Genomic DNA, 21,951 nt, shown 5'->3' with positions numbered 1-21,951 from the left:
CAATTGAAGCCGGGCGGGCTCTACCCGCCCCGCGCCCGCGCCAACCGCTCCACCGCCGCGTCCAGCACGTCATCCCCCTTGGCGAAGCACAGGCGCAGCACGCTGGTGACCGGATCCTGCGCGTAGAAGGCCGAGACGGGGATCGCCGCCACGCCGTGCTCGCGCACCGCCCGCAGGGCGAAGGCGCGGTCGGGCTCGCTGATCCCGGAAGCGGCGAGGTCGATGTTGAGGAAATAGGTGCCGGCGCTGTCGAGCACGGTGAAGCCCGCTTGCCGCAGCCCTGCCGCCAGCCGGTCGCGGGAGCGTTGCAGGCCGGCGGGCATGGCCTCGAACCAGTCGCCGGGCTCCTCCAGCCCGAAGGCGACGGCGGCTTGCAGGTTGGGCGGGGTGGTGAAGGTCAGGAACTGGTGCGCGCCGGCCAGGGCCCTGGCGAGCGGCGGGGCGGCGCACAGGAAGCCGACCTTCCACCCTGTCATACCGAAAAGTTTGCCGGCCGAGCCGATCTTGACCGTGCGCTCGCGCATGCCGGGGAAGGTCATCAGCGGTCGGTGGACCCGGCCGTCGAACACCACGGCCTCCCAGACCTCGTCGCACACCGCAATGGCGTGGTGGCGGACGCAGAACTCGGCGAGCAGGGCCAGGTCCTCGTCGGCCATCACCACGCCGGCCGGATTCAGCGGGCTGTTGAGCACCACGAGCCTGGTCTTCTCGCTGAACGCCGCGTCCAGCATCGCGCGGTCGAACCGCCAGTGCGGCGGCGACAGGCGCACGAGGCGCGGCACGCCGCCGGCCCGCCGCACCATCGGCAGGTAGGCGTCGTACAGCGGCTGGAACAGCACCACCTCGTCGCCGGGCGAGATGAGGGAGAGAAAGGCCGCCGCCAGGGCCTCGGTGGCGCCGGAGGTGACGATGATCTCGCGGTCGGGGTCCAGGTCCAGGCCCTGGGCGGCCCCGTAATGGGCGGCGACGGCCTGGCGCAGCTGCGGCAGGCCGCGCATCGGCGGGTACTGGTTGGAGCCCTCGATCAGCGCCTCCCCGGCCTTTCGCCGCAGGGCAAGCGGCCCCTGGTCGTCGGGAAAGCCCTGGCCCAGGTTGATCGCCCCCAGCTCGCGGGCGAGGCCGCTCATCTCCTCGAACACGGTGACGGGCAGGTCGGCGAAGACGGGGTGGACCATGGGAAGCTCGCGATGCGGGGCGGCGACCATGGCGCGGGCTGGCGTTGGAGCCAAGACTCTAGATCCTCCCCTTCTGGGGGAGGTGGCCCGGAGGGCCGGAGAGGGGACGTTTTCAGCTGCCGAACGGGCTGGCCGACTTCCTCCCACCGATCGCTTCGCGATCGCCTCCCCCACAGGGAGAGGTTCCAGGCCCCAGGCAACCTCTGCCGCGCCCCGCGCATTTCCCTGACGCCAAGGGCTACAGGAGGACTACGGCATGAACGGCGTGGGTTTCATCGGCGCGATCATCATCGGCATCTTCGCCGGCTGGCTGGCCGAGAAGATCATGAAGCGCGACCATGGGCTGCTGACCAACCTGGTCGTGGGCCTCGTCGGTTCGCTGATCGGCGCCTTCCTGGCCAGCATGCTGGGCCTGGGCGCGACCGGCTGGATCGGCAGCCTGGTGGTCTCGACCGTCGGCGCGGTGGTGCTGCTGGCCCTCCTGGGCCTGTTCCGCCGACGCGCCTGATGCGGACGCTTCTGCTGGTCGCCGCTGGAGCGGCGATCCTCGGCGTGGCGGCCTGCGGTGAGCGGGCCGACCTCGACGTGGCCGCGGGCACGGGTCCTGATCCTCAGCTGCCGGCGCCGAAGAAGACGCTGCTGCCGACCGTGAACATCGCGCCGGCCAGGGGCTGGCCATCGGGCGGCGCGCCCAGGGCGGCCGAGGGGCTGGCGGTGAAGGCCTTCGCCGACAAGCTGGACCATCCGCGCTGGATCCACGTCCTGCCCAATGGCGACGTGCTGGTCGCCGAGACCAACGCTCCGCCCAAGCCCGAGGACCAGAAGGGGATCCGGGCGAAGATCCAGGGCATGGTCATGAAGCGGGCCGGGGCGGTGACCAAGAGCGCCAACCGCATCACCCTGCTGCGCGACACCGACGGAGACGGCGTCGCCGACCTGCGCTCGACCTTCCTGTCGGGCCTGAACTCGCCGTTCGGCATGGCCCTGGTCGGCGAGACCTTCTACGTGGCCGACACCGATGCGGTGCTGGCCTTCCCGTACGAGGAGGGACAGACCGCCATCACCGCGCCGCGCCGTCGGGTGACCGACCTGCCGGGCGGGCCGCGCAACCACCACTGGACCAAGGCCCTGATCGCCAGTCCGGATGGCCAGCACCTCTATGCGACGGTCGGTTCCAACAGCAATGTCGCCGAGAACGGCATGGCCGAGGAGGAGGGCAGGGCGGCGATCTGGGAGATCGACGTCGCGACCGGCGCCAAGCGCCTGTTCGCCACCGGCCTGCGCAATCCCAACGGCATGGGCTGGGAGCCGACCTCCGGCGCGCTGTGGACCGTGGTCAACGAGCGCGACGAGATCGGCAGCGACCTGGCGCCCGACTACATGACCTCGGTGAAGGACGGCGGGTTCTACGGCTGGCCCTACAGCTATTACGGCCAGCACGTGGACGACCGGGTGAAGCCGCCGCGCCCCGACCTGGTGGCCCGGGCCATCAAGCCCGACTACGCGCTGGGGCCGCACACCGCCTCGCTGGGCTTCACCTTCGACACCGCGTCGGCGTTCCCTGGGCCGCTGAAGGGCGGGGCGTTCATCGGCCAGCACGGCTCGTGGAACCGCAAGCCCCACAGCGGCTACAAGGTGATCTTCGTGCCCTTCGCCGGCGGCAGGCCGTCGGGGACGCCGCGCGATGTGCTGACGGGGTTCCTCAACGCCGAGGGCGAGGCCCTGGGTCGGCCGGTGGGCGTCGAGTTCGACAAGCGCGGCGCGCTGCTGGTGGCCGACGACGTCGGCAACATCATCTGGCGGGTGACGAAGCGCTGACCCGATTCAGCCGGACCGCGAGCGGCGCCCAAAAGCCGGGCGTTCGCTCGCGCCTCCGGTCGAGCCTCAAGGGCGAGGCGTTGTCATTCACAACTTCAATGATGGAAATAATAACCATCGATATCCGCGTATTTCAAAAGTGAACTGATAAAACTATTAAATAGAATACATGTCTTTCGGTCGAGAGATAACGACCGAACTGTGACGGACTAATGTCCGACCCATGATCTTCGACGGATAACTATTGCTGTCGAAGGCGGCTTTGACGGGAAAACTGGGTGGAAAGTCGATCGGCGAGGCGTGTTCGCGCTTCTTCGGCGGCTTCCGCGTCCTAAAGACCCCGTCAGGGCAGGAGCTTCGCGAGGGGCGAAGTTTCCACGCAAACCTATCCATGGGGGCATATTCTAGATGCTTGATCGCAAGTTGCTGCTGGCCTCGTCGGTGATCGCCGGCCTGGGGCTGGCGCCCGTCGGCGCGTGGGCGCAGACCCAAGCCCAGACCCAGACAAAGTCCGACAAGGCCGCGGCCTCGAACGCCGACGACGCCGTCGATGTCGAGGCCATCGTCGTCACCGGCTCGCGCATCAAGCGCAACGCCTACAACAGCGCCTCGCCGATCCAGGTGATCACCTCGGAACAGAGCGAGCTCGAGGGCCTGGTCAACACCACCGAGATCATCCAGAGCTCGTCGCTGGCCAGCGGCTCGTTCCAGGTGGCCGACGAACTGACGGGCTACAACGTCACCGGCGGTCCGGGCGTCAACACCATCTCGCTGCGCGGCCTGGGCGCCAACCGCACCCTGGTGCTGCTGAACGGCCGTCGCCTGACGCCGTCGGGCGTGCGCGGCACGGTCGGCCCGGTCGACCTCAACACCATCCCCAACGCGATGATCGACCGCGTCGAGATCCTCAAGGACGGCGCCTCGTCGATCTACGGCTCGGACGCCGTGGCCGGGGTCGTCAACTACATCACCAAGACCGACTATGACGGCGGCCGCGTGCGGGTCTACGGCAACGCGCCCTTCGCCAAGGGCGGCGGCGGCCAGGAGTATTCGGCCGAAGCCTCGTGGGGCAAGACCTTCGAGCGCGGCTATCTCAGCGCCTCGGCCAGCTACTACAAGCAGAACGCCCTGCGCCGCGGCGACCGCGACTACACCTCCTGCTCGGCCGACAACTACTACAGCACCACCACGGGCGCCCGCGTCGACCTGACCGACCCGGCCACCGGCGACTACAAGTGCTTCAACCAGATCAACAACGTCGCCTACACCAGCGGCTACGGCGGCTACTTCCAGTACATGCAGCCGGGCACGAGCTACTCGTACACCGGCAACACCGCGCCGAACTTCGTGGCCAGCAACGCCGCCTTCGCCAACCTGGCCCGCGTGGCGCGCGCCAACTATCCGGAGACCTACCGGGTCGCCAACTACGACTCGTCGGTCTGGCAGCGGGCCACGGTCATCAGCCCGGTCGAGCGCGCCAGCTTCTACGTGACCGGCGGCTATGACCTGGGCGCCGGCGTCGAGGCCTATGGCGAGCTGCTCTACAACCGCCGCAATTCCGAACAGAACGGCGTGCGCCAGCTGTTCCCGACCGTCAGCACCACCAATCCGAACAACATCTTCGGCGCGGCCGGCGGCACGGCCTATCCGGTCATCGCGGTGGCCTACGACTCGATCCAGAAGGTCGACTACTATCGCGGGCTGGGCGGCCTGCGCGGCGACTTCAAGTTCCTGGAAGGCTCCAGGCTGGGCTTCCTGAGCGGCTGGGACTGGGACGTCTACGGCCAGTACGGCAAGTCGGACGGGACCTATTCGGTCAGCTCGATCAACAGCGACGCCATCGCCGCCACCACGTCGGCGGGTTCGTACTGCAACCAGTCGCTGGTGACGATCTCGGGCGGGAATTGCTCGACCCTGCCCACCGGCATTCCGTGGTTCAGCTCGCGGGTCCTGGCCGGCCAGTTCACCGACGCCGAAAAGGCCTTCCTGTTCGGCGTGGACGTCGGCCACACCACCTACGAGCAGTCGCTGGTCGAGGCCAGCTTCTCGGGCGAGCTGTTCAGCCTGCCGGCCGGCAAGGTCGGGGCCGCTTTCGGCTTCACCTGGCGCCACGACGACTTCGACGACAGCCCGGGCACGGCGTCGCTGACCAACAACAACTGGAACCTGACCCGCGCCGGCCACACCTTCGGCACGGACACCACGACCGAAGCCTTCGCCGAAATCGACGTGCCGGTCCTGAAGGACCTGTTCCTGGTCAAGAGCCTGGACCTGCAGGTCTCGGGCCGCCACACCGAGGTCGACAGCTACGGCGACAGCGACACCTACAAGATCGGCCTGAACTGGCAGATCACCCCGACCTGGCGCCTGCGCATGAGCGATGGCACCTCGTTCCGCGCCCCGTCGCTGTACGAGCTCTACCTCGCCGACCAGACCGGCTACAGCGTCGCCGACCCCTGCATCCTCTACGGCAGCAGCGGCGCCAGCCAGACCATCGTCACCAACTGCGCCGCCCAGGGCGTGTCGGCCACCCAGGCCAGCTACTCCACCTTGGTCACGGCCGGCGGCGGCAAGGGCATCCTGAAGGCCGAGACCTCGGAGTCGAAGACCATCGGCGTGGTGTTCACCCCGAGCTTCATCAACCTGAAGGTCGCGGTCGACTACGCCGACATCGACATCAGCAACGAGATCACCCAGTTCGGCGCGGCCAAGATCGCCTCGCGCTGCTACGAGTCGGTGGGCCTCTCCAGCCCGTTCTGCCAGCTGGTGACGCGGGATCCGACCACGCACCTCCTGACCCTGGTCAAGAACGACTACGTCAACGTCGCCTCGCAGAAGAGCCGCGCGATCGACCTGACCACCGACTACCGCCACGACTTCGACAACGGCGGGCAGCTCTATTTCAACAGCCAGTTCAGCTGGCAGCTGCAGGACACCTCGAACCTGTTCGGCGAGACCGAGGAGGACGACTACAACGGCACGACCTACATCTACGACGGCCCGGACTTCTCGGGTAAGGCCAGCCTGTCGTACCGCAAGGGGCCGTGGACCTACACCTGGTCGTCGACCATCACGGGCAAGGCTTCGGACGCCGAACTGCTGGGCGACACCGTAGGCAGCGCCAAGTACGCCACCTCGACCAGCTACGACTACATGGTCGGCTCGACGTACTACAAGTACGTCCACGTGAAGTACCACACCGAGTTCATGGCCTATCACAACGTCTCGGCCCGCAAGGTGATCGACGACAAGACGACCATGACCTTCGGCGTGCAGAACCTGTTCGACGAGGCCCCGCCCTCGATCTCGAGCAGCTATCGCGTCGGCAACTCGGAGATCTGGGGCTACGAGCTGCGGGGCCGCCGCGGCTTCCTCAGCATCGAGCGCAGCTGGTAAGCGGCGTCCAAGCCTGAAAGCCGGAAAGGCCGTCGCCCTCGCGGGCGGCGGCCTTTTCTTTGCAAGTTCCTCCCTCGCTTTAGCGGGGGAGGTGGCGCGCTGCGGATACGCAGCGTGACGGAGGGGGCGAGTGACGGAGCGCTGAGCCCAGTCTCGTCCCCTCCACCGCTTCGCGGTCCCCCTCCCCCGCAGGCGGGGGAGGCAGGTAAGAAAAAGGCCGCCGACCCGGAGGTCGGCGGCCCGTTTCAGATCCCGAAGGATGCGAAGAACTAGTCTTCCTTCACGCGCTTCTTGCGGAAGGAGGGGTTCAGCGTCTGCTTGCGCAGGCGGATGTTCTTCGGGGTCACTTCGACCAGCTCGTCTTCCTCGATGTAGGCGATGGCCTGCTCGAGGGTCATCTTGCGCGGCGGGGTCAGGCGGATCGACTCGTCCTTGCCCGAGGCGCGGACGTTGGTCAGCTGCTTGGCCTTCATCGGGTTGACGTCCATGTCATCCTGGCGGCTGTTCTCGCCGATGATCATGCCCTGATAGGTCTTCTCGCCGGCGCCGACGAACATCGTGCCGCGCTCTTCCAGGTTCCACAGCGCGTAGGCGGCGGTTTCCCCGTCAGAGTTCGAGATCAGCACGCCCTTGCGCTGCTGGTCGATGGCGCCCTTGTAGGCTTCGTAGTGGCTGAACACGCGGTTCAGCACGCCCGAACCGCGCGTGTCGGTCAGGAACTCGCCCTGGTAGCCGATCAGCGAGCGCGACGGGGCGGTCAGCTGGATGCGGGTCTTGCCCGCGCCCGACGGACCCATGTCGCGCAGTTCGGCCTTACGCAGCGACAGCTTCTCGATGACGATGCCCGAGAACTCGTCGTCGACGTCGATCATGACGTCTTCCATCGGCTCCAGGCGCTTGCCGGTCTCCGGATCGGCCTGGAACACGACGCGCGGACGCGAGATCGAGACCTCGAAGCCTTCGCGGCGCATGTTCTCGATCAGGACGCCCAGTTGCAGTTCGCCGCGGCCCGACACTTCATAGGCGTCGCCTTCGGTGCTCTCGGTCACCCGGATGGCGACGTTGCTCTCGGCTTCCTTCAGCAGGCGGTCGCGGATCACGCGCGACTGAACCTTGTCGCCTTCGCGGCCGGCCAGCGGGCTGTCGTTGACCGAGACGGTCATCGAGATGGTCGGCGGGTCGATCGGCTGGGCCGGCAGGGCCTCGGTCACTTCCATGGCGCACAGGGTGTCGGCCACGGTCGCCTTGGACATGCCCGCGATGGCGACGATGTCGCCGGCTTCGGCGCCCTCGTCGATCGGCTGGCGCTTCAGGCCGCGGAAGGCCAGCACCTTGGTGATGCGGCCGCGCTCGATTTCCTTGCCGTTGCGGTCCAGGGCGTGGATGGCCATGCCGGGGACGGCGCGGCCGCTCTCGATACGGCCGGTCAGCAGGCGGCCCAGGAACGGGTCGCTTTCGATCAGCACGTTCAGGATCTGGAACGGCTCGTCCTTCTTGGCGATCTGCTTGGGTTCCGGCACGTGGCGGACGATCAGGTCGAACAGCGGGGCGAGGTTGTCGCTGGGCACGTTCATGTCCAGCGTGGCCCAGCCCGAACGGCCCGAAGCGTAGATGTGCGGGAAGTCCAGCTGCTCGTCCGTGGCGCCGATGGCGGCGAACAGGTCGAAGGCGGCGTTGTGGACGCGGTCCGGATCGGCGTGGGCGCGGTCGACCTTATTGATGCAGAGGATCGGGCGCAGGCCCATCTTCAGCGCCTTGGTCAGCACGAACTTGGTCTGCGGCATGACGCCTTCCTCGGCGTCGATCAGCAGGACGCAGCCGTCCACCATGCCCAGGATCCGCTCCACCTCGCCGCCGAAGTCGGCGTGTCCGGGGGTGTCGATGATGTTGATGCGGGTTTCGCCCGCTTCACCGTTCCACAGGACGCTGGTGCACTTGGCCAGGATGGTGATGCCGCGTTCGCGCTCCTGGTCGTTGGAGTCCATGGCGCGTTCGGTCGTCGCCTCGTTGGCGCGGAACACGCCCGACTGGGCCAGCAGCTGGTCGACGAGGGTGGTCTTGCCATGATCGACGTGCGCGATGATGGCGATATTTCGCATGGACATGGGAGGACGGCGGGCTTTCGGAGAAAATCGGATGAGACGCTGCGCGCGTCAGGCGCGCGGCTTTTACGCGACTGCGCTGCGTTTATCCACCCCGTGCGTAAGGCGCCTTATGTCGCGGTTACCGGTGTCATCTCGCAAACCCTTATTCCTACCGGGTTTGAGGTGGTTTCTGACGGTTGTCGTTTCTTGGGCAACTAATGCTGCGGCGCAGCAATGCCTATTTTATGGTCAAGCTTGAAGATCGGCGTTCTCCGATCCTTGCTGTGCAAAGGGTTGCTTCATGTTGACGCAGAAAATTCGACAACGTTGTCCAACTTTCCGCTTGCTCGATTTCGCAGCGCACCCTATAAGCAAGGGGTGAGGCGGCGCTGCCGCCTCTGCCCTTCCTGGGCGTTTCCTCCCTAATGAACTAGCCCGGCCTTACCGCCGGGCTTTTTTTTTGGCCCGAGCCCGGCCGGCCGCGAGTTTGCAGGCCTTTGCGGCTGTTTGCGGGCGTATTGGGGCGCTCGGCCCGCCTTTTCCCCTACTTCAGCGCCGCCCAGTCCGCCTTCGTCAGCACGGCTGTCAGCTGCTCCACGTGCGCGGTCAGCGTCGAGAGGCCCTCGGTCGGCTCGCGGGTCGTCTCGTTCATATAGAGGGCGCGGTTGATCTCGACCTGCAGCGCGTGGGTGCGGCGGGCGGGGCGGCCGTAGTGCTCGGTGGTGTAGCCGCCGGCATAGGGGCTGTTGCGGGCCACGCGATAGCCCATGCCCTCCAGCGCTTCCTCGACCAGCCTGGTCAGGCCCGGCGCGCAGGCCGCGCCGAAGCGGTCGCCCAGCACGATGTCGCACGGGCCGCCGACCCTGGCCCGCGTGCCGCGCGTGGCCGCCGCCGGCATCGAGTGCCAGTCGATCAGCACGGCCAGGCCGTGGGCGGCCCGGGCCTGGGCCAGCAGGCGGTCGAGCATGTCGTGATAGGGGCGGTGGCCGTACTCGACCCGGGCCTTGGCCTCCTCGAAGGTCAGCTTGCGCACATAGATCGGCCGACCGTCGGCGACGCGGGCGATGGCCCCCAGGCCGGCGGCGACGCGGGCGGTGCGGCCGCGGGCGAACTCCGGCAGGGCGTCGTCCTCGAACATCGCCGGATCCAGCTCCCACGGATCGCGGTTGAGGTCGATGTAGGACCGGGCCAGGCGCGAACGGATCGTCGCCGCGCCCAGCATCGGGGCGCCGGCGATCAGCCGGTCGACGAAGGCGTCCTCCGAGCCCTTCAGCACCGCCTCGGGCAGGCGCGAGGCCGCCATCATCTCCGGCGGGTACAGCGCCCCCGAATGGGGCGAGGCGAACACCAGGGGGGTCGGCGGCGGCGAGCCGTCCGGCGCGGCCCGCACGGCCTCGAACGCCGGCTCGCGGCCGGGCGCGGCGCTGGCGCTGCTCGAGGCGGAGGCCGTCGTCGGCGTGATCGGGTCCCATGCGTTCATGCGTCACATAGTCGAGGGCGCCGGGCTTGCGGTCAAATGGCCTCGCGCCCTGTCGTATCTGTGGACGGTCCGCGCCGGTTCACCGGCGATTTACCGTCCTGGACATAAGATTCGGCCTTCCAGAGACGAGCTCCAACGGACACGTAAGCGACATGGCCCGCATCCTCCTCGCCGAAGACGACGACTCGCTGCGGGGCTTTCTCGCCCGGGCGTTGGAACGGGCCGGCTTCGAAGTCACCGCCTGCGCCGACGGCGAAGAGGCCGTCAGCCACCTCGAGCATCCGTGGGACCTGCTGCTGACCGACATCGTCATGCCCGGCATGGACGGCATCGAGGTCGCCCGCCAGGCCGCCGCCCGCGACCCGTCCCTGCGCATCATGTTCATCACCGGCTTCGCCGCCGTCGCCCTTTCGGCCCAGGACCGCGCGCCGGCCGGCGCCAAGGTCCTGTCCAAGCCCGTCCACCTGCGCGACCTCGTCTCCGAGGTCGAAAAGATGATGGCGGCGTAAGGGCTCCACAGGTTCGAGAAAAACTTCTCGGAAAAGTTTGCGAGGCGGCTTGCGCCCCGGCCAAGCCGCCGCTATACCCCCACACCTTCCCGGCCGGGACGCCTTCACCAGGGCGCTTCGGATCGCTTCGGCGGACGCGTAGCTCAGCGGGAGAGCACTACGTTGACATCGTAGGGGTCACAGGTTCAATCCCTGTCGCGTCCACCATTCCTTCCCCTTCTGGCTTGGAAGTTTGCGCCTGCATCGCGGGCGTGACGTGCGCCTCGCTTGGGGTTTCTCCCGATATTTTCCCGAATGCCGCGCCTTGGGCGTTTGCCGGCGTGTGTTCGCGCGCCCGGAAGGACGACCGGCGAGGCGCCGGCCGTCGTCTCCGTAGCTAGTGCTTGACCCCCGCGCCGTCGAAGCGCTGGAGCAGGAGCTGGGTCGACGACAGGGGCTCGTCCTGGGCGTTCGCCAGTTGCTGGCGGATCGTGTTGATCAGCAGGCGCATGTCGCCGTTCATCGGCGGATTTTCGTGATTGAGGGCCATGCCCTGTTCGAGGGTGGCGATGCCGGCCTCGATCTCGTCGCGCGCCAGCTGGACCAGGCCCTGGGCGAACAGGCGCGGCGGCGCCGTCTCGGGCAGGCCCGCCAGGGGACGCCAGACCTGCTCGGCCGTCTGGGGGTCTCCGGACGTGTAGTGCAGAAAGCCCAGCTGGAATCGGGCGGCCGCGAAGTCGGGGTCGAGTTCCACGGCCTTGCCGATGGCCGCGATCGCGGCCTCGTAGCGCTTCAACCCGGCCAGGATCGATCCGCGCAGGAAGTGCAGCCGCGCGTCGGCGCCGTAGTCGAGCAGCAGCGCGTCCAGGCGTTCAAGGCCGCGCTGGTCGTCTTCGTCGAGCGCCTCCAGGAGGCCGTTCAGCAGGTCGGGAGGGCATGCCTCGGATGTCATGGGGCTTCCTATCGTCTGAGCCTGAAGTCCTGGGAGTTCAATAGTCGCTTCCTGAGCAGCAGGAGCGCCGCCCGGTGCAGCTGGGATATTCGACCCTTGCTCAGTCCCAGCGCCTCGGCGATCTGCTCGAAGGCCATGCCGTCAAGATAGTGCCGGGCGATGATGAACTGTTCGCGCGGGGGCAGCATCGAGATTTCGGCGCGGGCGCGCTGCTGGGTCTCGCGCCAGACCAGGCTGTCATAGGCGTTGGGGGCATGGTCGGGCTCCTCCTCGGCGACATAGAGCGAGGTGCCTTCCAGCATGAAGCCCAGCGCCAGGCCAAGGGCCGCGTCGATCAGCTCGTCGAGCACCTCGGTCGTGCTCAGGGCGTCGACCTCGGCGCTGACCATCGAGCGCGCCCGCTCGTAGCGCACGCGATGGCGAAACGAGAGCTGTTCGCGCAGCTCGCTCATCTTGGCGACGCCGTCGCGGATGCTGCCGGTCACCCGGCGCGAGGCATATCCCGCGAACGGAACGCCCCGCTCGGGATCGAAGCGGTCGATGGACTCCAGCAGGCCTGCATAGGCCAGTTGGAGCAGGTCGCCGAACTCGATGTCCCCGGACCCGCGGCCCAGCGCATGCCGGCGCGCCAGACGGCGGGCGAAGGGCGTGTAGGCGGTGAACAGGGCCTCGCGCGCGGCGGTCGATCCCGTGCCGCGAAACGCCGCCCAGAGCGTCGCCTCCTCGTCCTCGGACGGCATGTCCGTGCGTTGGGCTCGCGGCCCCCCGGTCACCGAAGGCTTCTCACCGAAAGCTTCCGACCACGTTCTCGAGCACGAGCGACCAGCCGTCGATCAGCACGAACATCAGAACCTTGATCGGGAGCGACAGCGTCGAGGGCGGCACCATCAGCATGCCCAGGGCCAGCAGGATGCTGGACACCACCAGGTCGATCAGCAGGAACGGCAGCAGGATGACGAAGCCGATCTTGAAGGCGACGCGGAGCTCGTTGAGCATGAACGCCGAGGTCAACTCCATCAGCCCGACGTCGGCGGCGCGTTCCGGCAGGGGCTTCTTGGCCATCCGGTAGACCGCGGCGATGTCCTGGTCGTGAACCTGCCGCAGCATGAACTGGCGCATGGGCTCGGCGCCGCGATCCATCGCCTGCTGGACCGAGATCGAGCCGTCCATGAAGGGCTTGAACGCCACGTCGTTCACGGTCGTCAGGGTCGGCATCATCGTGAACGCGGTCAGGAACAGGGCGAGGCTGACCAGGACCTGGTTGGGCGGCGTCTCGGGCATGCCGAAGGCGTGGCGGATCATCGACAGCACGACGACGATCCGCACGAACGGGGTCATGCAGATCACGATCGCCGGGATCAGGGCCGCGACGGTCAGCAGCAGGGCGGTGCGCAGGACCTCCGACGTCCGGGCCTTGTCGAGCTGGACGGACTGGCCGGCCGTCTTGGCGCGCGGTGTCGCGACCGCCGCGGCGGGCGCGGATGACGATTGCGCCCAGGCCGCGCCGGCGGGGATCGCCAGGCTCGCGGTGAGCGTCAGGACCAGCGTCAGGATCCAGGGCAGGAACGCCAGCCGGTTCATGCCGTCGCCTCCGGCTCGGGCGGGGCCCCATGGTCGAGGGGCTTCGACAGCAGGACCACGCCGTGGGCCGTCGCGGCGACCACGAAGTCGGCGCCGTCGCAGCGCATCAGGCAGATGTCGGTCTGGTGGCTGAGGCGCACGGTCTCGACCAGCTTCAGGCGGCGGTCGGCCGACGAGAAGGCCTTGGCCAGCGACGGCGCGCCCGATCCCCGAAGGCGATGACGCAGGGCGTAGGCTCCGGCCACGGCCAGGGTCAGGCACAGGACCAGGGCGCCCAGCACCCGCCAGATCGACACCTCGCCGGTGCTGGTCGCCTGGCCGAGCTTCTGGGCGATCGCCGGGCCGCCGGCGGCCCACAGGAGCGCCGTCGTCGAGCCGAGCGACAGGTATCGCCCCAGCCTCATGTGGCCTTCGCGATCTCGGTGATGCGGACGCCGAAATGATCGTCGACGGCGACGATCTCACCGCGCGCGACGACGGCCTGGTTGAGCCGCAGCTCGACGAGGTCGTTGAGCTTGGCGTCCAGTTCGAGCACCGCGCCGGGCCGCAGGCCCATCAGGGTGGCGATCGACAGGGTGACCTGGCCGAGCTTGGCTTCCAGGTCGACCTGGACGTCCTTGAAGATGGCCGCGTCCAGTCCCGCGAGGGGCGGTCCGTCGGTCCCCGGTTCCGTTTGCGCATCCGCGGGCTTGGATCGGGTTGTCATGACTCAAACACGCTCTTTTACGATGGACTGCAGGGTGAGGGCGCGTCGACCTTCGTGCTCGACGAGCCGGGTCGCGGCGACGGCGCCGCTGGGGGCGGCCAGCAGGATTTCGCCGGCCAGCGGCGTGGCCAGGACGAGGACGTCTCCGGCCGCCAGATTGCGCACGTCGGCCAGCCCGGCGCGGGCCCGGCCCAGCACCACGTCCAGCCTGATCTCGGCGTCGGCCGCTGCGGTCAGGATCGGGACCAGGGGCGCGCGTCGCGGGGCGGGGGCGCCGGCCAGGGCCTTGCGCAGCGCCACGAAGGCCCAAAGCGGCGCCGTCAACGACAGCAGTTTCACGCCGTTGGCGTCGGCCAGGTCGAGGCTCTGCCGTTCGCCCCCGTCGTCGGCGCCCCCGTCGTCGGCGGCCTTGCCGGCGGCGCCCAGCATGTCGTCAAGCGCGGCCGCCAGGTCGTCCAGCGCCTTGCCGAGGAAGGCGTCGAGGACCTTGAGGTCGGCGTCGTTCGGCGGGTCGCGCTCGAAGCTGACGTCCAGGGCCCATTCCAGCAGGCGGGTCTTGCCGCGTGCGGGGCAGTGGACGGCGACGACGCCGCGGGAGGCGCGCCAGTCGCCGTCCTGCGGCGCGGCGCGGTCGGAGACGGCCGCGGTCCGCCAGCCGGAAGCGACCAGGCGGCGCCGGCCAAGCCAGCGCGCCGCCCAGGCGTCGACGGCCTCGCGCGTCCGGGTGACGATACGCGGATCCGACGCGGCGCCCGGAGGCGCCCAGGGGCGGGGCTTGGAACTCACCCCTGGCCCCGGACGCCGAACAGCTGCTGGATCATGTCGTTGGAGATGCTGACCACCTGCGAGGCCGCCTGGAAGCCGCGCTGGATCAGGATCAGCTCGCCGAACTCGGCCGACAGGTCGACGTTGGAGGCTTCCAGCTGTTTGGACACCAGCTTGCCGACGCCGGCGGCGCCGCTGCTGGTCACATAGGGCGCGTTGGAGCCGGCGTATTCGAACAGGCCGTCGCCGATCTGCTTGAGCTTGTCGGGATCACGGAAGTCGACCATGGCGACCGCGCCCAGCAGCTTGGTCTCGCCGTTGTCGTAGGTCAGCTTGATCTTGCCGTCGGCGTCCACGCCGACCTCGCTCAAGGCCCCGGCGGCCGAGCCGTCCACCGAGTCCACCCGCAGCGAGGAGACCGTGCCGGAGGAATAGGACGTAACGCCCTTGGAGAAATCGAGCACGACCGAAAGGGGATCGGCCCCCGTCGGCGCGTCGGTGATCGTCATGGTGGCGCTGGTCGAGTCGATGACGCCGCCGATGAACTTGATCGTGGAGGTGCCCATCGTCTTGCCGGCCTGGTTCGTCACCGTCGCCGTCCATTGGCCCGTGGCGGAGGTCACGGGCGTCAGCTTGACCTGCCACACCTGCTTGGCGCCGGTGGAGTCGTAGACGTTGATGCTGGAAACGCTGGCCTCGGTCGCGGTCGAGGAGATGTTGCCGGAGAAGACGATCCTGGTGGACGCGGCCGGCGGGTCGACGCGGTCGCCGTCGATGTCGAGCGCGGCGGGCTTGCCGTCGGCGCCGATCACGGCCAGCCGGCGCTCGCTGTCGGATAGGGTGATGTAGCCGGTGTCGCCGACCACGAACCGGCCGGTGCGCGTGTAGTAGGTCTGCGATCCTTCGAGCAGCATCAGGAAGCCGCCGCCGTCGATCGCCAGGTCGAGCTGGCCGGTCGAGGCGCGCAGTTCGCCCTGCTTGAAGTCGATCTGGGGCGCGCCGACGCGGACGCCCGTGCCGCCTTGCCCGTAGGCCAGGCCGCTGGCCGAGCCCAGCCAGCCGCCGCCGCTATTGAACGAGTCGGTGAAGCTGGCCCGGGTGGTCTTGAAGCCGAGCGTGTTCATGTTGGCGACGTTGTTGCTGATGGTCTGAAGGCCTCTGGAGAAGGCGTTCATGCCGCTCAGTCCGACGTAGATGGATCCAAGCATTGGTCGGGCTCCTAACGGACCTGGGTGATGTCGGCGATCGAGATGTTGGAGACGATCACGCCTTCGGCGGTCTTGATCGTCGCCATGGGCTGGCCGCTGCTGAACGCGACCGACTGGACGACGCCAGACTGGGTCGACACGCCGTTGAGGACGTCGACCGTGCGGCCCAGCAGGCTGACCGCCTGGTTGGCCGCCTGGGCCGACAGCAGGCTGGTGATCTGGTCGTTGAGCGTCTGGCTCTGCTGGAGCTGCGAAAACTGCGCCAGCTGGGAGACGAACTGGAAGTTGTCCACCGGCTTCAGGGGGTCCTGGTAGGTCAGCTGGGTCAGGATGATCTTCAGCAGGGACTGGAAATCGAGGCCGTAGGCGGCCGACGAGTTCACGGAACTAACGGCCTCGGTCGCCATCAACGTCTCCAAGGGTCAGGGGAAAGGAGGAGGTCAGGGCCTCGCCGTTCAGCGAGATCTCCGACAGGGCAAGGCCCAGTTCGCTGGCCAGTTCGATGATCCTGCGTCGCAGGCGGTCCTGCGCCGACGGCGGCAGGGACAGGCCGCCGATGGCCACGCGCAGCCCGTCCGCCTGGCCGGCGACGATCAGGCTGAGGCCGGACCCGGTCGTTTGCCGGGTCTCGGGCGTGGGGGGCTCGGTCGACGCCTGGACGGCTTCGGCGCTTTCGTCGAGGGCGGCCGGCTGCTGGGTGAAGACCTCGGCCGGGCCGTCGGCATGCACGGTCAGCATGATCGGTCCCCGCGTCGGCGCGAGGGGGGGCTGCCCGGCTTCGGCCATAACGATCCCGGCCAGGCCTTGGGCCAGGCGGGCGACCGGCTGCACGGGGCCGGCCTGCGCTATCGGCGGGGTCGCCGCGGCGAGGATGGCCTCGACCTCGCTGGCGGGGGCGACCGGATCGGCCGGGGCTTCGACGCTGGGCGCCGCCCCGGGGGGCGCCTCGACCTCTGGACGGCGACCGAACATGCCCAGGTCGGCGAAGCCGCGGGGTTGGTCGTCGCCGCGCAACAGGGCCTCGAACGCGCCCGTGGGCATGTCGGCGCGCGGCGTGGCCGGGAGCCTGGGCGGCGGCGGCGGCGGAGGGGGGACGGCGGCGACCTTCATCGGCCCACGGCCTTCTGCGCCGTCCGGTCGGCGACCTCGGCCAGTTGGGCCTCCTCGCGGGCGCGCCGGGCCCGGCGCGCGGCCGAGCGTTCGACCTGCTCGGCCTGGCGTTCCCGCGCCTGGGCCAGGCGCAGGGCCTTCGCCCGGCCGTCGGCCAGGTCGCCGACGTCGGCAAGTCGCGTCTCCAGGACGCCCAGTTCGGCGCGCGCGGCGTCGATGGAGACGCTCCAGGCGCTGACGACTTCGAGCGCCATCGACGGCTCGGCCAGGGCGGCGGCCCAACGTTCGTGGTTCTGGGCCAGGCGCTCGTCGCCGCGGTCGCGGCGGACGCGGGCCTCCTCCAGGTCGGCGGCGGCGCGGGCGGCGGCGGCCTGCGCGACCTGGCTCTGCAGGGCGCGCACGCGGTTGATCTGGCGGAGGCGTTCGAGGTGATCGCTACGGGCCATCAGGTCCTCGCGCCGATCAGGGAGGCCAGCCGTTCGCAGGCGACCGGATAGGGCGTGCGCTCGTCCTCGGCCTGCCGCAGATAGTCGAGCAGGGCCGGTCGCAGTTCGAGCGCCCGGTCGATGTCGGCGTTGGCTCCGCGGACATACATGCCGGTCTCGATCAGGGTGCGCGAGGACTCGTAGGTGCTGAGCGCCTCGACGGCCTTCATCGCCGCGGCGCGGGCGGCGGGCTCGGCCACGGCGCCGGCCAGGCGGCTGATGCTGCGCGGCACGTCGATCGCGGGATAGCGGCCCTGTTCGGCCAGGTCGCGCGACAGCAGGATGTGGCCGTCGAGCAGCGACTTCATCATCTCGGCGATCGGGTCGTCGATGTCGTTGGTCTCGCTGAGCACCGTCATGATCGCGGTGATCGAGCCGCCGCCGGCCACGGCGCCGCAGCGCTCTACGATCCTGGGAAGGGCGGCGAACACGCTGGGCGTATAGGCGCGGATGGTCGGCGGTTCGCCCGCGGCCAGCCCGATCTCGCGCAGCGCCATGGCCAGGCGCGTCGCCGAGTCGATGAACAGCAGGACGTCGTGTCCCTGGGCGCGCCAGTGCTCGGCCAGGGCCAGGGCATAGCGGCCGGCGCGGGCCCGCATGGCGGCGCTTTGATCCGAGGTCGCGGCCACCAGGGTCGAGCGCGCCCTGGCCTGGGCGGGCAGGCCGCGCCAGAACGCCTCGACCTCGCGGCCGCGCTCGCCGACCAGGCAGATGACGCAGCGATCGACGCCGACCTGTCGCGCGATCTGGGTCATCAGGGTGGTCTTGCCGACGCCAGCGGCGGCGAAGATGCCGACCCGCTGGCCCCGGGCCAGGGTCAGGAGGCCGTCGATGGCGCGCACGCCGGTTTCGAACACCCGCTTGGGCGAGGTCCGCTGCATCGGCGCGGCGACCTCGCCGTCGAGGGAGCCGCGCGCGGTGGCGACCACGGGCGAGCCGCCGTCGATGGGGCGGGCCAGCGCGTCGACCGCCCGGCCGAGGAACGCGTCGCCCACCGGCGCGCCGTCGGACTGGGCCAGGGCCGTCACCCGTGCGCCCGAAAAGGTGGCCGCGGCCCCGTCGAAGGGGGCCAGGACGATGCTGTCCTCGTTGACGCCGACCACCTCGGCCAGGCTGGCGCGGCCTTTGGCCGTGGTCTCGATCTCGCACAGCCCGCCCATCGGCAGGTTGGGCCCGTCCGCCTCGATATAGGTGGAGCGAATACGGCGCACGCGCCCGGTGCGGGTCACCAGGTCGACCGCCCGAACCGCATCGAGGAAGGCGTGCTGCATCATTCGGCGGCGCTCCGCGCGCCCAGATCGGCGAACAGGGCGTCCAGGCGCTCCCACTGGCGCGCGACGCCGATCTCCAGGGCCCCGAGCTTGAGGCGCAGCTGGCAGTCGCCCGAGGCCAGGTCGGGAGAGGCGACCAGCCTCAGTTCCGAGCGGTCGACGCCGGCGGCCAGACGCGCGAGCGCCTCGGGGTCGGCGAAGTCGTCGCGGGAAACCGCCACCTCGATCACCGTTCCGCCGACGATCGCATCGACATGGTGGCGGATCGTCCGCTCCAGCAGGTCGCGATGGACCTCGGGGTCGCCGATCATCCTGCGCAGGCCCTCGGCGGCGAGGGTCAGGGCCAGGCGCTCCATGTCGTCGGTCTCGACGGCGAAGCGGTTCAGGGCGGCCTCGAGGGATTTGTCCAGTCGGGCCAGCCGGCCGGCGGCGTCGTCCTCGGCCTCCCGCAGTCCCGCCTGGCGGCCCTCGGCGCGGGCCTGCTCGACCGCTTCGGCCAGCGCCTTTTCCAGGTTCGAGATCCGGGCGTCGCGATCGGCCAGCTCGGCGGCGAGAGCGGCCGTCTCGGCGCGGGCCTGGTCGGCCGCCTCGGACAGGCTCGCCAGCCGGGGATCGACCGGCGTCGCCGGCCGGGGCGCGGACAGCGGGCGGACAGCCCGCGCGACCTGCTCGGATTGCGAGGACTTGATGATGCTCATCGCCGCCCCCGAAGGCGAGCCAGCAGGGTGTCGACACCGTTGGCGCGGGCGGGCGTCGGCGCGGACGCGCGCGCGAGGGGCTGGACGCCGGGCGTCGGAACGCACTCGCGCAGGGCCGCCGTCGCGGTGGGGGTCATGGAAAAGGCGAGGTCGCCGCCGACGCTCCTGGCCCGCGCCGCCAGCCAGGGCGACAGGCCCGCGGATGCGGCCGGCTCGACGACCTGCGGACGGACGGCCTGCACGGGGGCGCCGTCATAGGCTGCGAGCAGGGCGCTGACTTCGTCGCGATGGGCCGGCGGCAGCTGGTCCAGCACGCCCAGCACGTCCTCGGGCGCGGCCTGGGCCAGCTCGGCCACCAGCTTGCGCAAGGCGCGGTCAGACACGGGGGCTGGCAACGGCGTCCCTTTCGTCCAGCAGGGCCTTGAGGCGACGGGCGTAGGCTTCCTTTTCGCGCGCGTTCAGGCGGCGGCCGGGGCGACGGGCCTGCAGCAGGAAGGCCACGGCCAGCAGGGCGACCAGCAGCACGCCGGCATAGACCGGCGCGACGCCGCCGAACGGCGTCTCCGACCGCGGCGGCGCGGGAGCCGGCGCCGGCGCGGGGATGGCGGGGGCGATGGCCGGCGTCGTCGGTTCGGCCGCGACCGGCGCCAGCGGCTGGTCCGAGGTCGTGACGGTCACCAGGTCGCCCGCCGCCGGATCGGCGCCGATCGCCGCCTCGGCCAGGGCCTTGGCGCGTTGCTGGAGCTCGGGGCTGGCCGGGGCTTCCAGCGTGACGTCGACGCGGATTCCGGAGCGTGCTCCGGGCACGGTCTGGGCGTCTGGAACAATGGTCCTGCCGGCCAGGACCAGCACCTGGAAGCGGCCGTCGGGCAGCAGGTTCGACAGGGCGCCCCGCACGCGGGCCGTGAGGTCGGCCTCCGGGCCCGTCGATCCGGCGTCGAGGCGGGCGGAGGGTTCGGGGCTGACGATCTGGCCCTCGCCGTCCAGAACGACGACGTCGGCGGCCTTGAGATCGGAGACGGCGGCGGCGACCAGGCGCTGGACGCCGCGCACCGTGGCCGGCGACAGGACCTGGCCGGTCCTCGGGGCCAGGGTCACCGAGGCCTTGGCCGGCTGGCGGTCGCCGCGGAAGATCGTCTGCTCGGCCAGCGACAGGTGGACGCGCGCGGTCTCGATCCCTTCCAGGGTCATGATCGTGCGGGCCAGTTCGCCCTGCAAAGCCCGCTGGTAATTGATCTTCTGGGCGAACTCGGTCAGCCCCATGTCGGACTTGTTGAACAGCTCGAAGCCGACCATGCCCTTCAGCGGCAGGTCCTGGCTCATCACGTCCAGGCGCACGCCGTCGACCTGGTCCTGCGGCACCAGGATCGTGGCCCCGTGATCGGCCAGCTTGTAGGGGACCTTCTTCTTGTCGAGCTCGCCGACGATGGTGGCGGCGTCCATGTCGCGTAGGTTGGTGAACAGCACGCCATAGGGCTTGCGGAGCGCCAGCCAGTAGACGGCGAAGAAGATGGCGCACAGCACCACGACGCCGGTCGCGACGATGGCGATCTGGCGGGACGGGGAAGCGGTGCGGAACTGTTCGAGCGGCGTCATGCTAGGACGAAGTCCGGGGAAGAAAGAGAGCGGCGCGCGTCATCGCGGTCTAGAGCTGCATTCTCGAGAGTTCCTGGTAGGCCTCCACCAGCCGCGCGCGGACCTGCAGGGCCAGCTCGAACGACAGCCGGGCCTCTTCCAGCGCATAGGTGACCTGGTGCAGCGGCACGCTGTCGTCGAGGGCGAAGGCCGTGGCCATGTCCTCGGCGGCGATCAGCTTGTCGTTGACGCCGTCGACGCCCTCGGCCAGCAGGCGGCTGAAAGAGGCTTCGGGCGCGCGCGAGGCGGCCGTCGGGATCGTCGTCGGCTGGACGGCGCGGGCGAGCGCGGGATCGACCGCGGCGGCGTCCAGGGCCTGGATCGGCAGGATGCTCATCAGCGACGTCCCAGTTCCATGGCCTTGGCGTACATCTGCCGCGCCGCGCCCAGCGCGACGAGGTTGGCCTCGTAGGCCCTCGAGGTCTTCAGCAGCAGCGTCATCTCGCCGGCGTGGTCATAGCCGGGATAGGAGACGAAGCCGTCCGTGTCGGCCTGCGGATTGGCGGGCTCGTAGACCCGGCGCGGCGGGGCGTTGATCGGCTCGACGCCGTAGACCATGACGCCCCCGCCGGCGGCCTCGCCGGTCTTCAGCATGTCGGCGAAGCCCTGCCGGGGCCCCGAGACCAGGCGCATCGCCCGATAGGGCTCGCCGGTCGCCGTGCGGGCGGTGTTGGCGTTGGCCAGGTTCTCGGCGATGACCTCGAGGCGTCGCCACTCGACGTCCAGCCCGGTGCGGCTGATTTCCATCGACTGCATGGTCAGAGGCTCCCCTTGATCGACAGGGCGCGCAGCTGGGCCTGCCGGTTCAGCACCTCGATCAGCGCCGCGTAGCGCAGCTGGGTGCTGCTGGCGGTCGACATTTCGAGGTCCAGTCGGACCTGGAGGTCGTTCGAGGCCTGGATGTACGGCTCGACGGCGGCCACGGCCCGCGCGCCCTGGCCGGCGGCGGTGGCCAGGGCCTGCTCGAAGCTCACCCGCCGGGGGCGATAGTTGGCAGTCCCGGCGTTGGCGATGTTCTCGGCGGTGACGACCGAGCGGCTGGTCAGCCCGTCCAGGGCCTTCAGTGCGACGATGCTGGAAAAGGAACTCATGGGGGGCC

At 69.6% G+C, this 21,951-nt stretch carries 25 protein-coding genes and 1 tRNA gene; 5 read left to right on the top strand and 21 right to left on the bottom strand.

The features are described 5' to 3' along the window. Positions 1-20 precede the first annotated feature (20 nt). Complete coding sequence (locus V6S85_RS21740; RefSeq protein WP_334350264.1) at positions 21-1,175, bottom strand: aminotransferase; 1,155 nt, start codon at positions 1,173-1,175, stop codon at positions 21-23. A 256-nt stretch (positions 1,176-1,431) separates the two neighbouring features. Here V6S85_RS21740 and V6S85_RS21735 point away from each other — a divergent pair, with 256 nt between their 5' ends. The 3 genes from V6S85_RS21735 (at position 1,432) to V6S85_RS21725 (ending at position 6,389) form a co-directional block, all read left to right on the top strand. Continuing rightward, positions 1,432-1,683: a GlsB/YeaQ/YmgE family stress response membrane protein gene (locus V6S85_RS21735; protein ID WP_101717094.1), complete on the top strand. Its 252-nt coding sequence runs from the start codon at positions 1,432-1,434 to the stop codon at positions 1,681-1,683. Next, positions 1,683-2,993 carry a PQQ-dependent sugar dehydrogenase gene (locus V6S85_RS21730; protein ID WP_334350209.1) on the top strand — a complete coding sequence of 437 codons (1,311 nt, stop codon included), beginning with the start codon at positions 1,683-1,685 and terminating at the stop codon, positions 2,991-2,993. Before V6S85_RS21735 ends, V6S85_RS21730 begins: the two co-directional genes overlap by 1 nt. A gap of 408 nt (positions 2,994-3,401) precedes the next feature. Then, positions 3,402-6,389 (top strand): TonB-dependent receptor plug domain-containing protein, encoded by a 2,988-nt coding sequence (locus tag V6S85_RS21725; RefSeq protein ID WP_334350207.1) that lies wholly within the window; start codon positions 3,402-3,404, stop codon positions 6,387-6,389. A 79-nt stretch (positions 6,390-6,468) separates the two neighbouring features. Here the strand turns inward: V6S85_RS21725 and V6S85_RS21720 are convergent, their stop codons facing one another. The 3 genes from V6S85_RS21720 to V6S85_RS21710 all read right to left on the bottom strand — a co-directional run bounded on the left by V6S85_RS21720 (position 6,469) and on the right by V6S85_RS21710 (position 9,953). After that, positions 6,469-6,594 carry a hypothetical protein gene (locus tag V6S85_RS21720; protein WP_334350263.1) on the bottom strand — a complete coding sequence of 42 codons (126 nt, stop codon included), beginning with the start codon at positions 6,592-6,594 and terminating at the stop codon, positions 6,469-6,471. Between the two features lie 64 nt (positions 6,595-6,658). Then, positions 6,659-8,494 carry a translational GTPase TypA gene (typA, locus tag V6S85_RS21715; protein WP_116488436.1) on the bottom strand — a complete coding sequence of 612 codons (1,836 nt, stop codon included), beginning with the start codon at positions 8,492-8,494 and terminating at the stop codon, positions 6,659-6,661. A 523-nt stretch (positions 8,495-9,017) separates the two neighbouring features. Beyond that, entirely contained in the window at positions 9,018-9,953 is a 936-nt protein-coding gene (locus tag V6S85_RS21710) for an N-formylglutamate amidohydrolase (RefSeq protein WP_334350206.1), read from the bottom strand. A gap of 152 nt (positions 9,954-10,105) precedes the next feature. On the opposite strand from V6S85_RS21710, the gene cpdR reads away from it, so the two are divergent. Together cpdR and V6S85_RS21700 are read left to right on the top strand one after the other, a co-directional pair. Beyond that, the gene (gene cpdR, locus V6S85_RS21705) at positions 10,106-10,462 is read left to right on the top strand and encodes a cell cycle two-component system response regulator CpdR (RefSeq protein ID WP_116488438.1); all 357 of its coding nucleotides are present in this window, start codon (positions 10,106-10,108) and stop codon (positions 10,460-10,462) included. 132 nt (positions 10,463-10,594) lie between these two features. Further along, positions 10,595-10,669 (top strand) — tRNA-Val (locus tag V6S85_RS21700). 169 nt (positions 10,670-10,838) lie between these two features. Here the strand turns inward: V6S85_RS21700 and V6S85_RS21695 are convergent. The 17 genes from V6S85_RS21695 to V6S85_RS21615 are packed head-to-tail and all read right to left on the bottom strand — an operon-like array spanning position 10,839 to position 21,943. After that, positions 10,839-11,393, bottom strand: coding sequence for a tetratricopeptide repeat protein (locus V6S85_RS21695; RefSeq protein WP_334350205.1), 555 nt, complete (start codon positions 11,391-11,393; stop codon positions 10,839-10,841). An 8-nt stretch (positions 11,394-11,401) separates the two neighbouring features. Next, positions 11,402-12,133 (bottom strand): sigma-70 family RNA polymerase sigma factor, encoded by a 732-nt coding sequence (locus V6S85_RS21690; RefSeq protein ID WP_207780737.1) that lies wholly within the window; start codon positions 12,131-12,133, stop codon positions 11,402-11,404. A 43-nt stretch (positions 12,134-12,176) separates the two neighbouring features. Further along, positions 12,177-12,974, bottom strand: a complete 798-nt coding sequence (gene fliP / locus V6S85_RS21685) for a flagellar type III secretion system pore protein FliP (RefSeq protein WP_334350204.1) — start codon at positions 12,972-12,974, stop codon at positions 12,177-12,179. Continuing rightward, positions 12,971-13,378, bottom strand: a complete 408-nt coding sequence (locus V6S85_RS21680; RefSeq protein WP_334350203.1) for a flagellar biosynthetic protein FliO — start codon at positions 13,376-13,378, stop codon at positions 12,971-12,973. The genes fliP and V6S85_RS21680 overlap by 4 nt, the downstream gene beginning before the upstream one ends. Beyond that, positions 13,375-13,680 carry a FliM/FliN family flagellar motor switch protein gene (locus V6S85_RS21675; RefSeq protein ID WP_116567144.1) on the bottom strand — a complete coding sequence of 102 codons (306 nt, stop codon included), beginning with the start codon at positions 13,678-13,680 and terminating at the stop codon, positions 13,375-13,377. Before V6S85_RS21675 ends, V6S85_RS21680 begins: the two co-directional genes overlap by 4 nt. 3 nt (positions 13,681-13,683) lie before the next feature. Further along, positions 13,684-14,466 (bottom strand): FliM/FliN family flagellar motor C-terminal domain-containing protein, encoded by a 783-nt coding sequence (locus V6S85_RS21670; RefSeq protein ID WP_334350202.1) that lies wholly within the window; start codon positions 14,464-14,466, stop codon positions 13,684-13,686. Further along, a complete protein-coding gene (locus V6S85_RS21665) occupies positions 14,463-15,653 on the bottom strand; it encodes a flagellar hook protein FlgE (protein ID WP_116567148.1) in 1,191 nt (396 codons plus the stop codon). The genes V6S85_RS21670 and V6S85_RS21665 overlap by 4 nt, the downstream gene beginning before the upstream one ends. 11 nt (positions 15,654-15,664) lie before the next feature. Next, entirely contained in the window at positions 15,665-16,060 is a 396-nt protein-coding gene (locus V6S85_RS21660) for a flagellar hook assembly protein FlgD (protein WP_116567150.1), read from the bottom strand. After that, positions 16,041-16,763, bottom strand: coding sequence for a hypothetical protein (locus tag V6S85_RS21655; protein ID WP_334350201.1), 723 nt, complete (start codon positions 16,761-16,763; stop codon positions 16,041-16,043). Before V6S85_RS21655 ends, V6S85_RS21660 begins: the two co-directional genes overlap by 20 nt. Continuing rightward, complete coding sequence (locus tag V6S85_RS21650) at positions 16,760-17,209, bottom strand: hypothetical protein (protein ID WP_334350200.1); 450 nt, start codon at positions 17,207-17,209, stop codon at positions 16,760-16,762. The genes V6S85_RS21655 and V6S85_RS21650 overlap by 4 nt, the downstream gene beginning before the upstream one ends. Then, positions 17,209-18,522, bottom strand: a complete 1,314-nt coding sequence (locus V6S85_RS21645; RefSeq protein WP_334350199.1) for a FliI/YscN family ATPase — start codon at positions 18,520-18,522, stop codon at positions 17,209-17,211. Before V6S85_RS21645 ends, V6S85_RS21650 begins: the two co-directional genes overlap by 1 nt. Further along, entirely contained in the window at positions 18,519-19,217 is a 699-nt protein-coding gene (locus V6S85_RS21640; protein WP_334350198.1) for a FliH/SctL family protein, read from the bottom strand. The genes V6S85_RS21645 and V6S85_RS21640 overlap by 4 nt, the downstream gene beginning before the upstream one ends. Further along, on the bottom strand, positions 19,214-19,612 hold the full coding sequence (locus V6S85_RS21635; RefSeq protein ID WP_334350197.1) for a hypothetical protein: 399 nt from the start codon (positions 19,610-19,612) through the stop codon (positions 19,214-19,216). Before V6S85_RS21635 ends, V6S85_RS21640 begins: the two co-directional genes overlap by 4 nt. Further along, the gene (gene fliF, locus V6S85_RS21630; RefSeq protein ID WP_334350196.1) at positions 19,593-20,813 is read right to left on the bottom strand and encodes a flagellar basal-body MS-ring/collar protein FliF; all 1,221 of its coding nucleotides are present in this window, start codon (positions 20,811-20,813) and stop codon (positions 19,593-19,595) included. The genes V6S85_RS21635 and fliF overlap by 20 nt, the downstream gene beginning before the upstream one ends. Positions 20,814-20,862: 49 nt before the next feature. Then, a complete protein-coding gene (fliE, locus tag V6S85_RS21625) occupies positions 20,863-21,189 on the bottom strand; it encodes a flagellar hook-basal body complex protein FliE (protein ID WP_116567165.1) in 327 nt (108 codons plus the stop codon). Next, positions 21,189-21,608, bottom strand: a complete 420-nt coding sequence (flgC, locus tag V6S85_RS21620; protein WP_334350195.1) for a flagellar basal body rod protein FlgC — start codon at positions 21,606-21,608, stop codon at positions 21,189-21,191. Before flgC ends, fliE begins: the two co-directional genes overlap by 1 nt. Positions 21,609-21,610: 2 nt before the next feature. Next, complete coding sequence (locus V6S85_RS21615) at positions 21,611-21,943, bottom strand: flagellar basal body rod protein FlgB (RefSeq protein WP_334350194.1); 333 nt, start codon at positions 21,941-21,943, stop codon at positions 21,611-21,613. Positions 21,944-21,951 lie beyond the last annotated feature (8 nt).

It is taken from the genome of Caulobacter sp. CCNWLW153 (assembly GCF_036889365.1).
Classification (GTDB): Bacteria; Pseudomonadota; Alphaproteobacteria; order Caulobacterales; family Caulobacteraceae; genus Caulobacter; species Caulobacter radicis.
Note: the sequence above shows the minus strand (reverse complement) of the source record. Positions and strands in the feature narration are given on the sequence as shown.

What these genes read in the sequence shown, in the direction of transcription:
- V6S85_RS21710 (WP_334350206.1), bottom strand. Translation starts at nt 9,953, where the DNA reads ATGAACGCATGGGACCCGATCACGCCGACGACGGCCTCCGCCTCGAGC.
- V6S85_RS21655 (WP_334350201.1), bottom strand. Translation starts at nt 16,763, where the DNA reads ATGAAGGTCGCCGCCGTCCCCCCTCCGCCGCCGCCGCCGCCCAGGCTC.
- V6S85_RS21680 (WP_334350203.1), bottom strand. Translation starts at nt 13,378, where the DNA reads ATGAGGCTGGGGCGATACCTGTCGCTCGGCTCGACGACGGCGCTCCTG.
- V6S85_RS21690 (WP_207780737.1), bottom strand. Translation starts at nt 12,133, where the DNA reads ATGCCGTCCGAGGACGAGGAGGCGACGCTCTGGGCGGCGTTTCGCGGC.
- V6S85_RS21665 (WP_116567148.1), bottom strand. Translation starts at nt 15,653, where the DNA reads ATGCTTGGATCCATCTACGTCGGACTGAGCGGCATGAACGCCTTCTCC.
- V6S85_RS21650 (WP_334350200.1), bottom strand. Translation starts at nt 17,209, where the DNA reads ATGGCCCGTAGCGATCACCTCGAACGCCTCCGCCAGATCAACCGCGTG.
- fliF (WP_334350196.1), bottom strand. Translation starts at nt 20,813, where the DNA reads ATGACGCCGCTCGAACAGTTCCGCACCGCTTCCCCGTCCCGCCAGATC.
- V6S85_RS21725 (WP_334350207.1), top strand. Translation starts at nt 3,402, where the DNA reads ATGCTTGATCGCAAGTTGCTGCTGGCCTCGTCGGTGATCGCCGGCCTG.
- fliE (WP_116567165.1), bottom strand. Translation starts at nt 21,189, where the DNA reads ATGAGCATCCTGCCGATCCAGGCCCTGGACGCCGCCGCGGTCGATCCC.
- cpdR (WP_116488438.1), top strand. Translation starts at nt 10,106, where the DNA reads ATGGCCCGCATCCTCCTCGCCGAAGACGACGACTCGCTGCGGGGCTTT.
- V6S85_RS21675 (WP_116567144.1), bottom strand. Translation starts at nt 13,680, where the DNA reads ATGACAACCCGATCCAAGCCCGCGGATGCGCAAACGGAACCGGGGACC.
- V6S85_RS21640 (WP_334350198.1), bottom strand. Translation starts at nt 19,217, where the DNA reads ATGAGCATCATCAAGTCCTCGCAATCCGAGCAGGTCGCGCGGGCTGTC.
- V6S85_RS21660 (WP_116567150.1), bottom strand. Translation starts at nt 16,060, where the DNA reads ATGGCGACCGAGGCCGTTAGTTCCGTGAACTCGTCGGCCGCCTACGGC.
- V6S85_RS21695 (WP_334350205.1), bottom strand. Translation starts at nt 11,393, where the DNA reads ATGACATCCGAGGCATGCCCTCCCGACCTGCTGAACGGCCTCCTGGAG.
- V6S85_RS21615 (WP_334350194.1), bottom strand. Translation starts at nt 21,943, where the DNA reads ATGAGTTCCTTTTCCAGCATCGTCGCACTGAAGGCCCTGGACGGGCTG.
- V6S85_RS21740 (WP_334350264.1), bottom strand. Translation starts at nt 1,175, where the DNA reads ATGGTCCACCCCGTCTTCGCCGACCTGCCCGTCACCGTGTTCGAGGAG.
- V6S85_RS21730 (WP_334350209.1), top strand. Translation starts at nt 1,683, where the DNA reads ATGCGGACGCTTCTGCTGGTCGCCGCTGGAGCGGCGATCCTCGGCGTG.
- typA (WP_116488436.1), bottom strand. Translation starts at nt 8,494, where the DNA reads ATGTCCATGCGAAATATCGCCATCATCGCGCACGTCGATCATGGCAAG.
- V6S85_RS21645 (WP_334350199.1), bottom strand. Translation starts at nt 18,522, where the DNA reads ATGATGCAGCACGCCTTCCTCGATGCGGTTCGGGCGGTCGACCTGGTG.
- V6S85_RS21735 (WP_101717094.1), top strand. Translation starts at nt 1,432, where the DNA reads ATGAACGGCGTGGGTTTCATCGGCGCGATCATCATCGGCATCTTCGCC.
- fliP (WP_334350204.1), bottom strand. Translation starts at nt 12,974, where the DNA reads ATGAACCGGCTGGCGTTCCTGCCCTGGATCCTGACGCTGGTCCTGACG.
- flgC (WP_334350195.1), bottom strand. Translation starts at nt 21,608, where the DNA reads ATGCAGTCGATGGAAATCAGCCGCACCGGGCTGGACGTCGAGTGGCGA.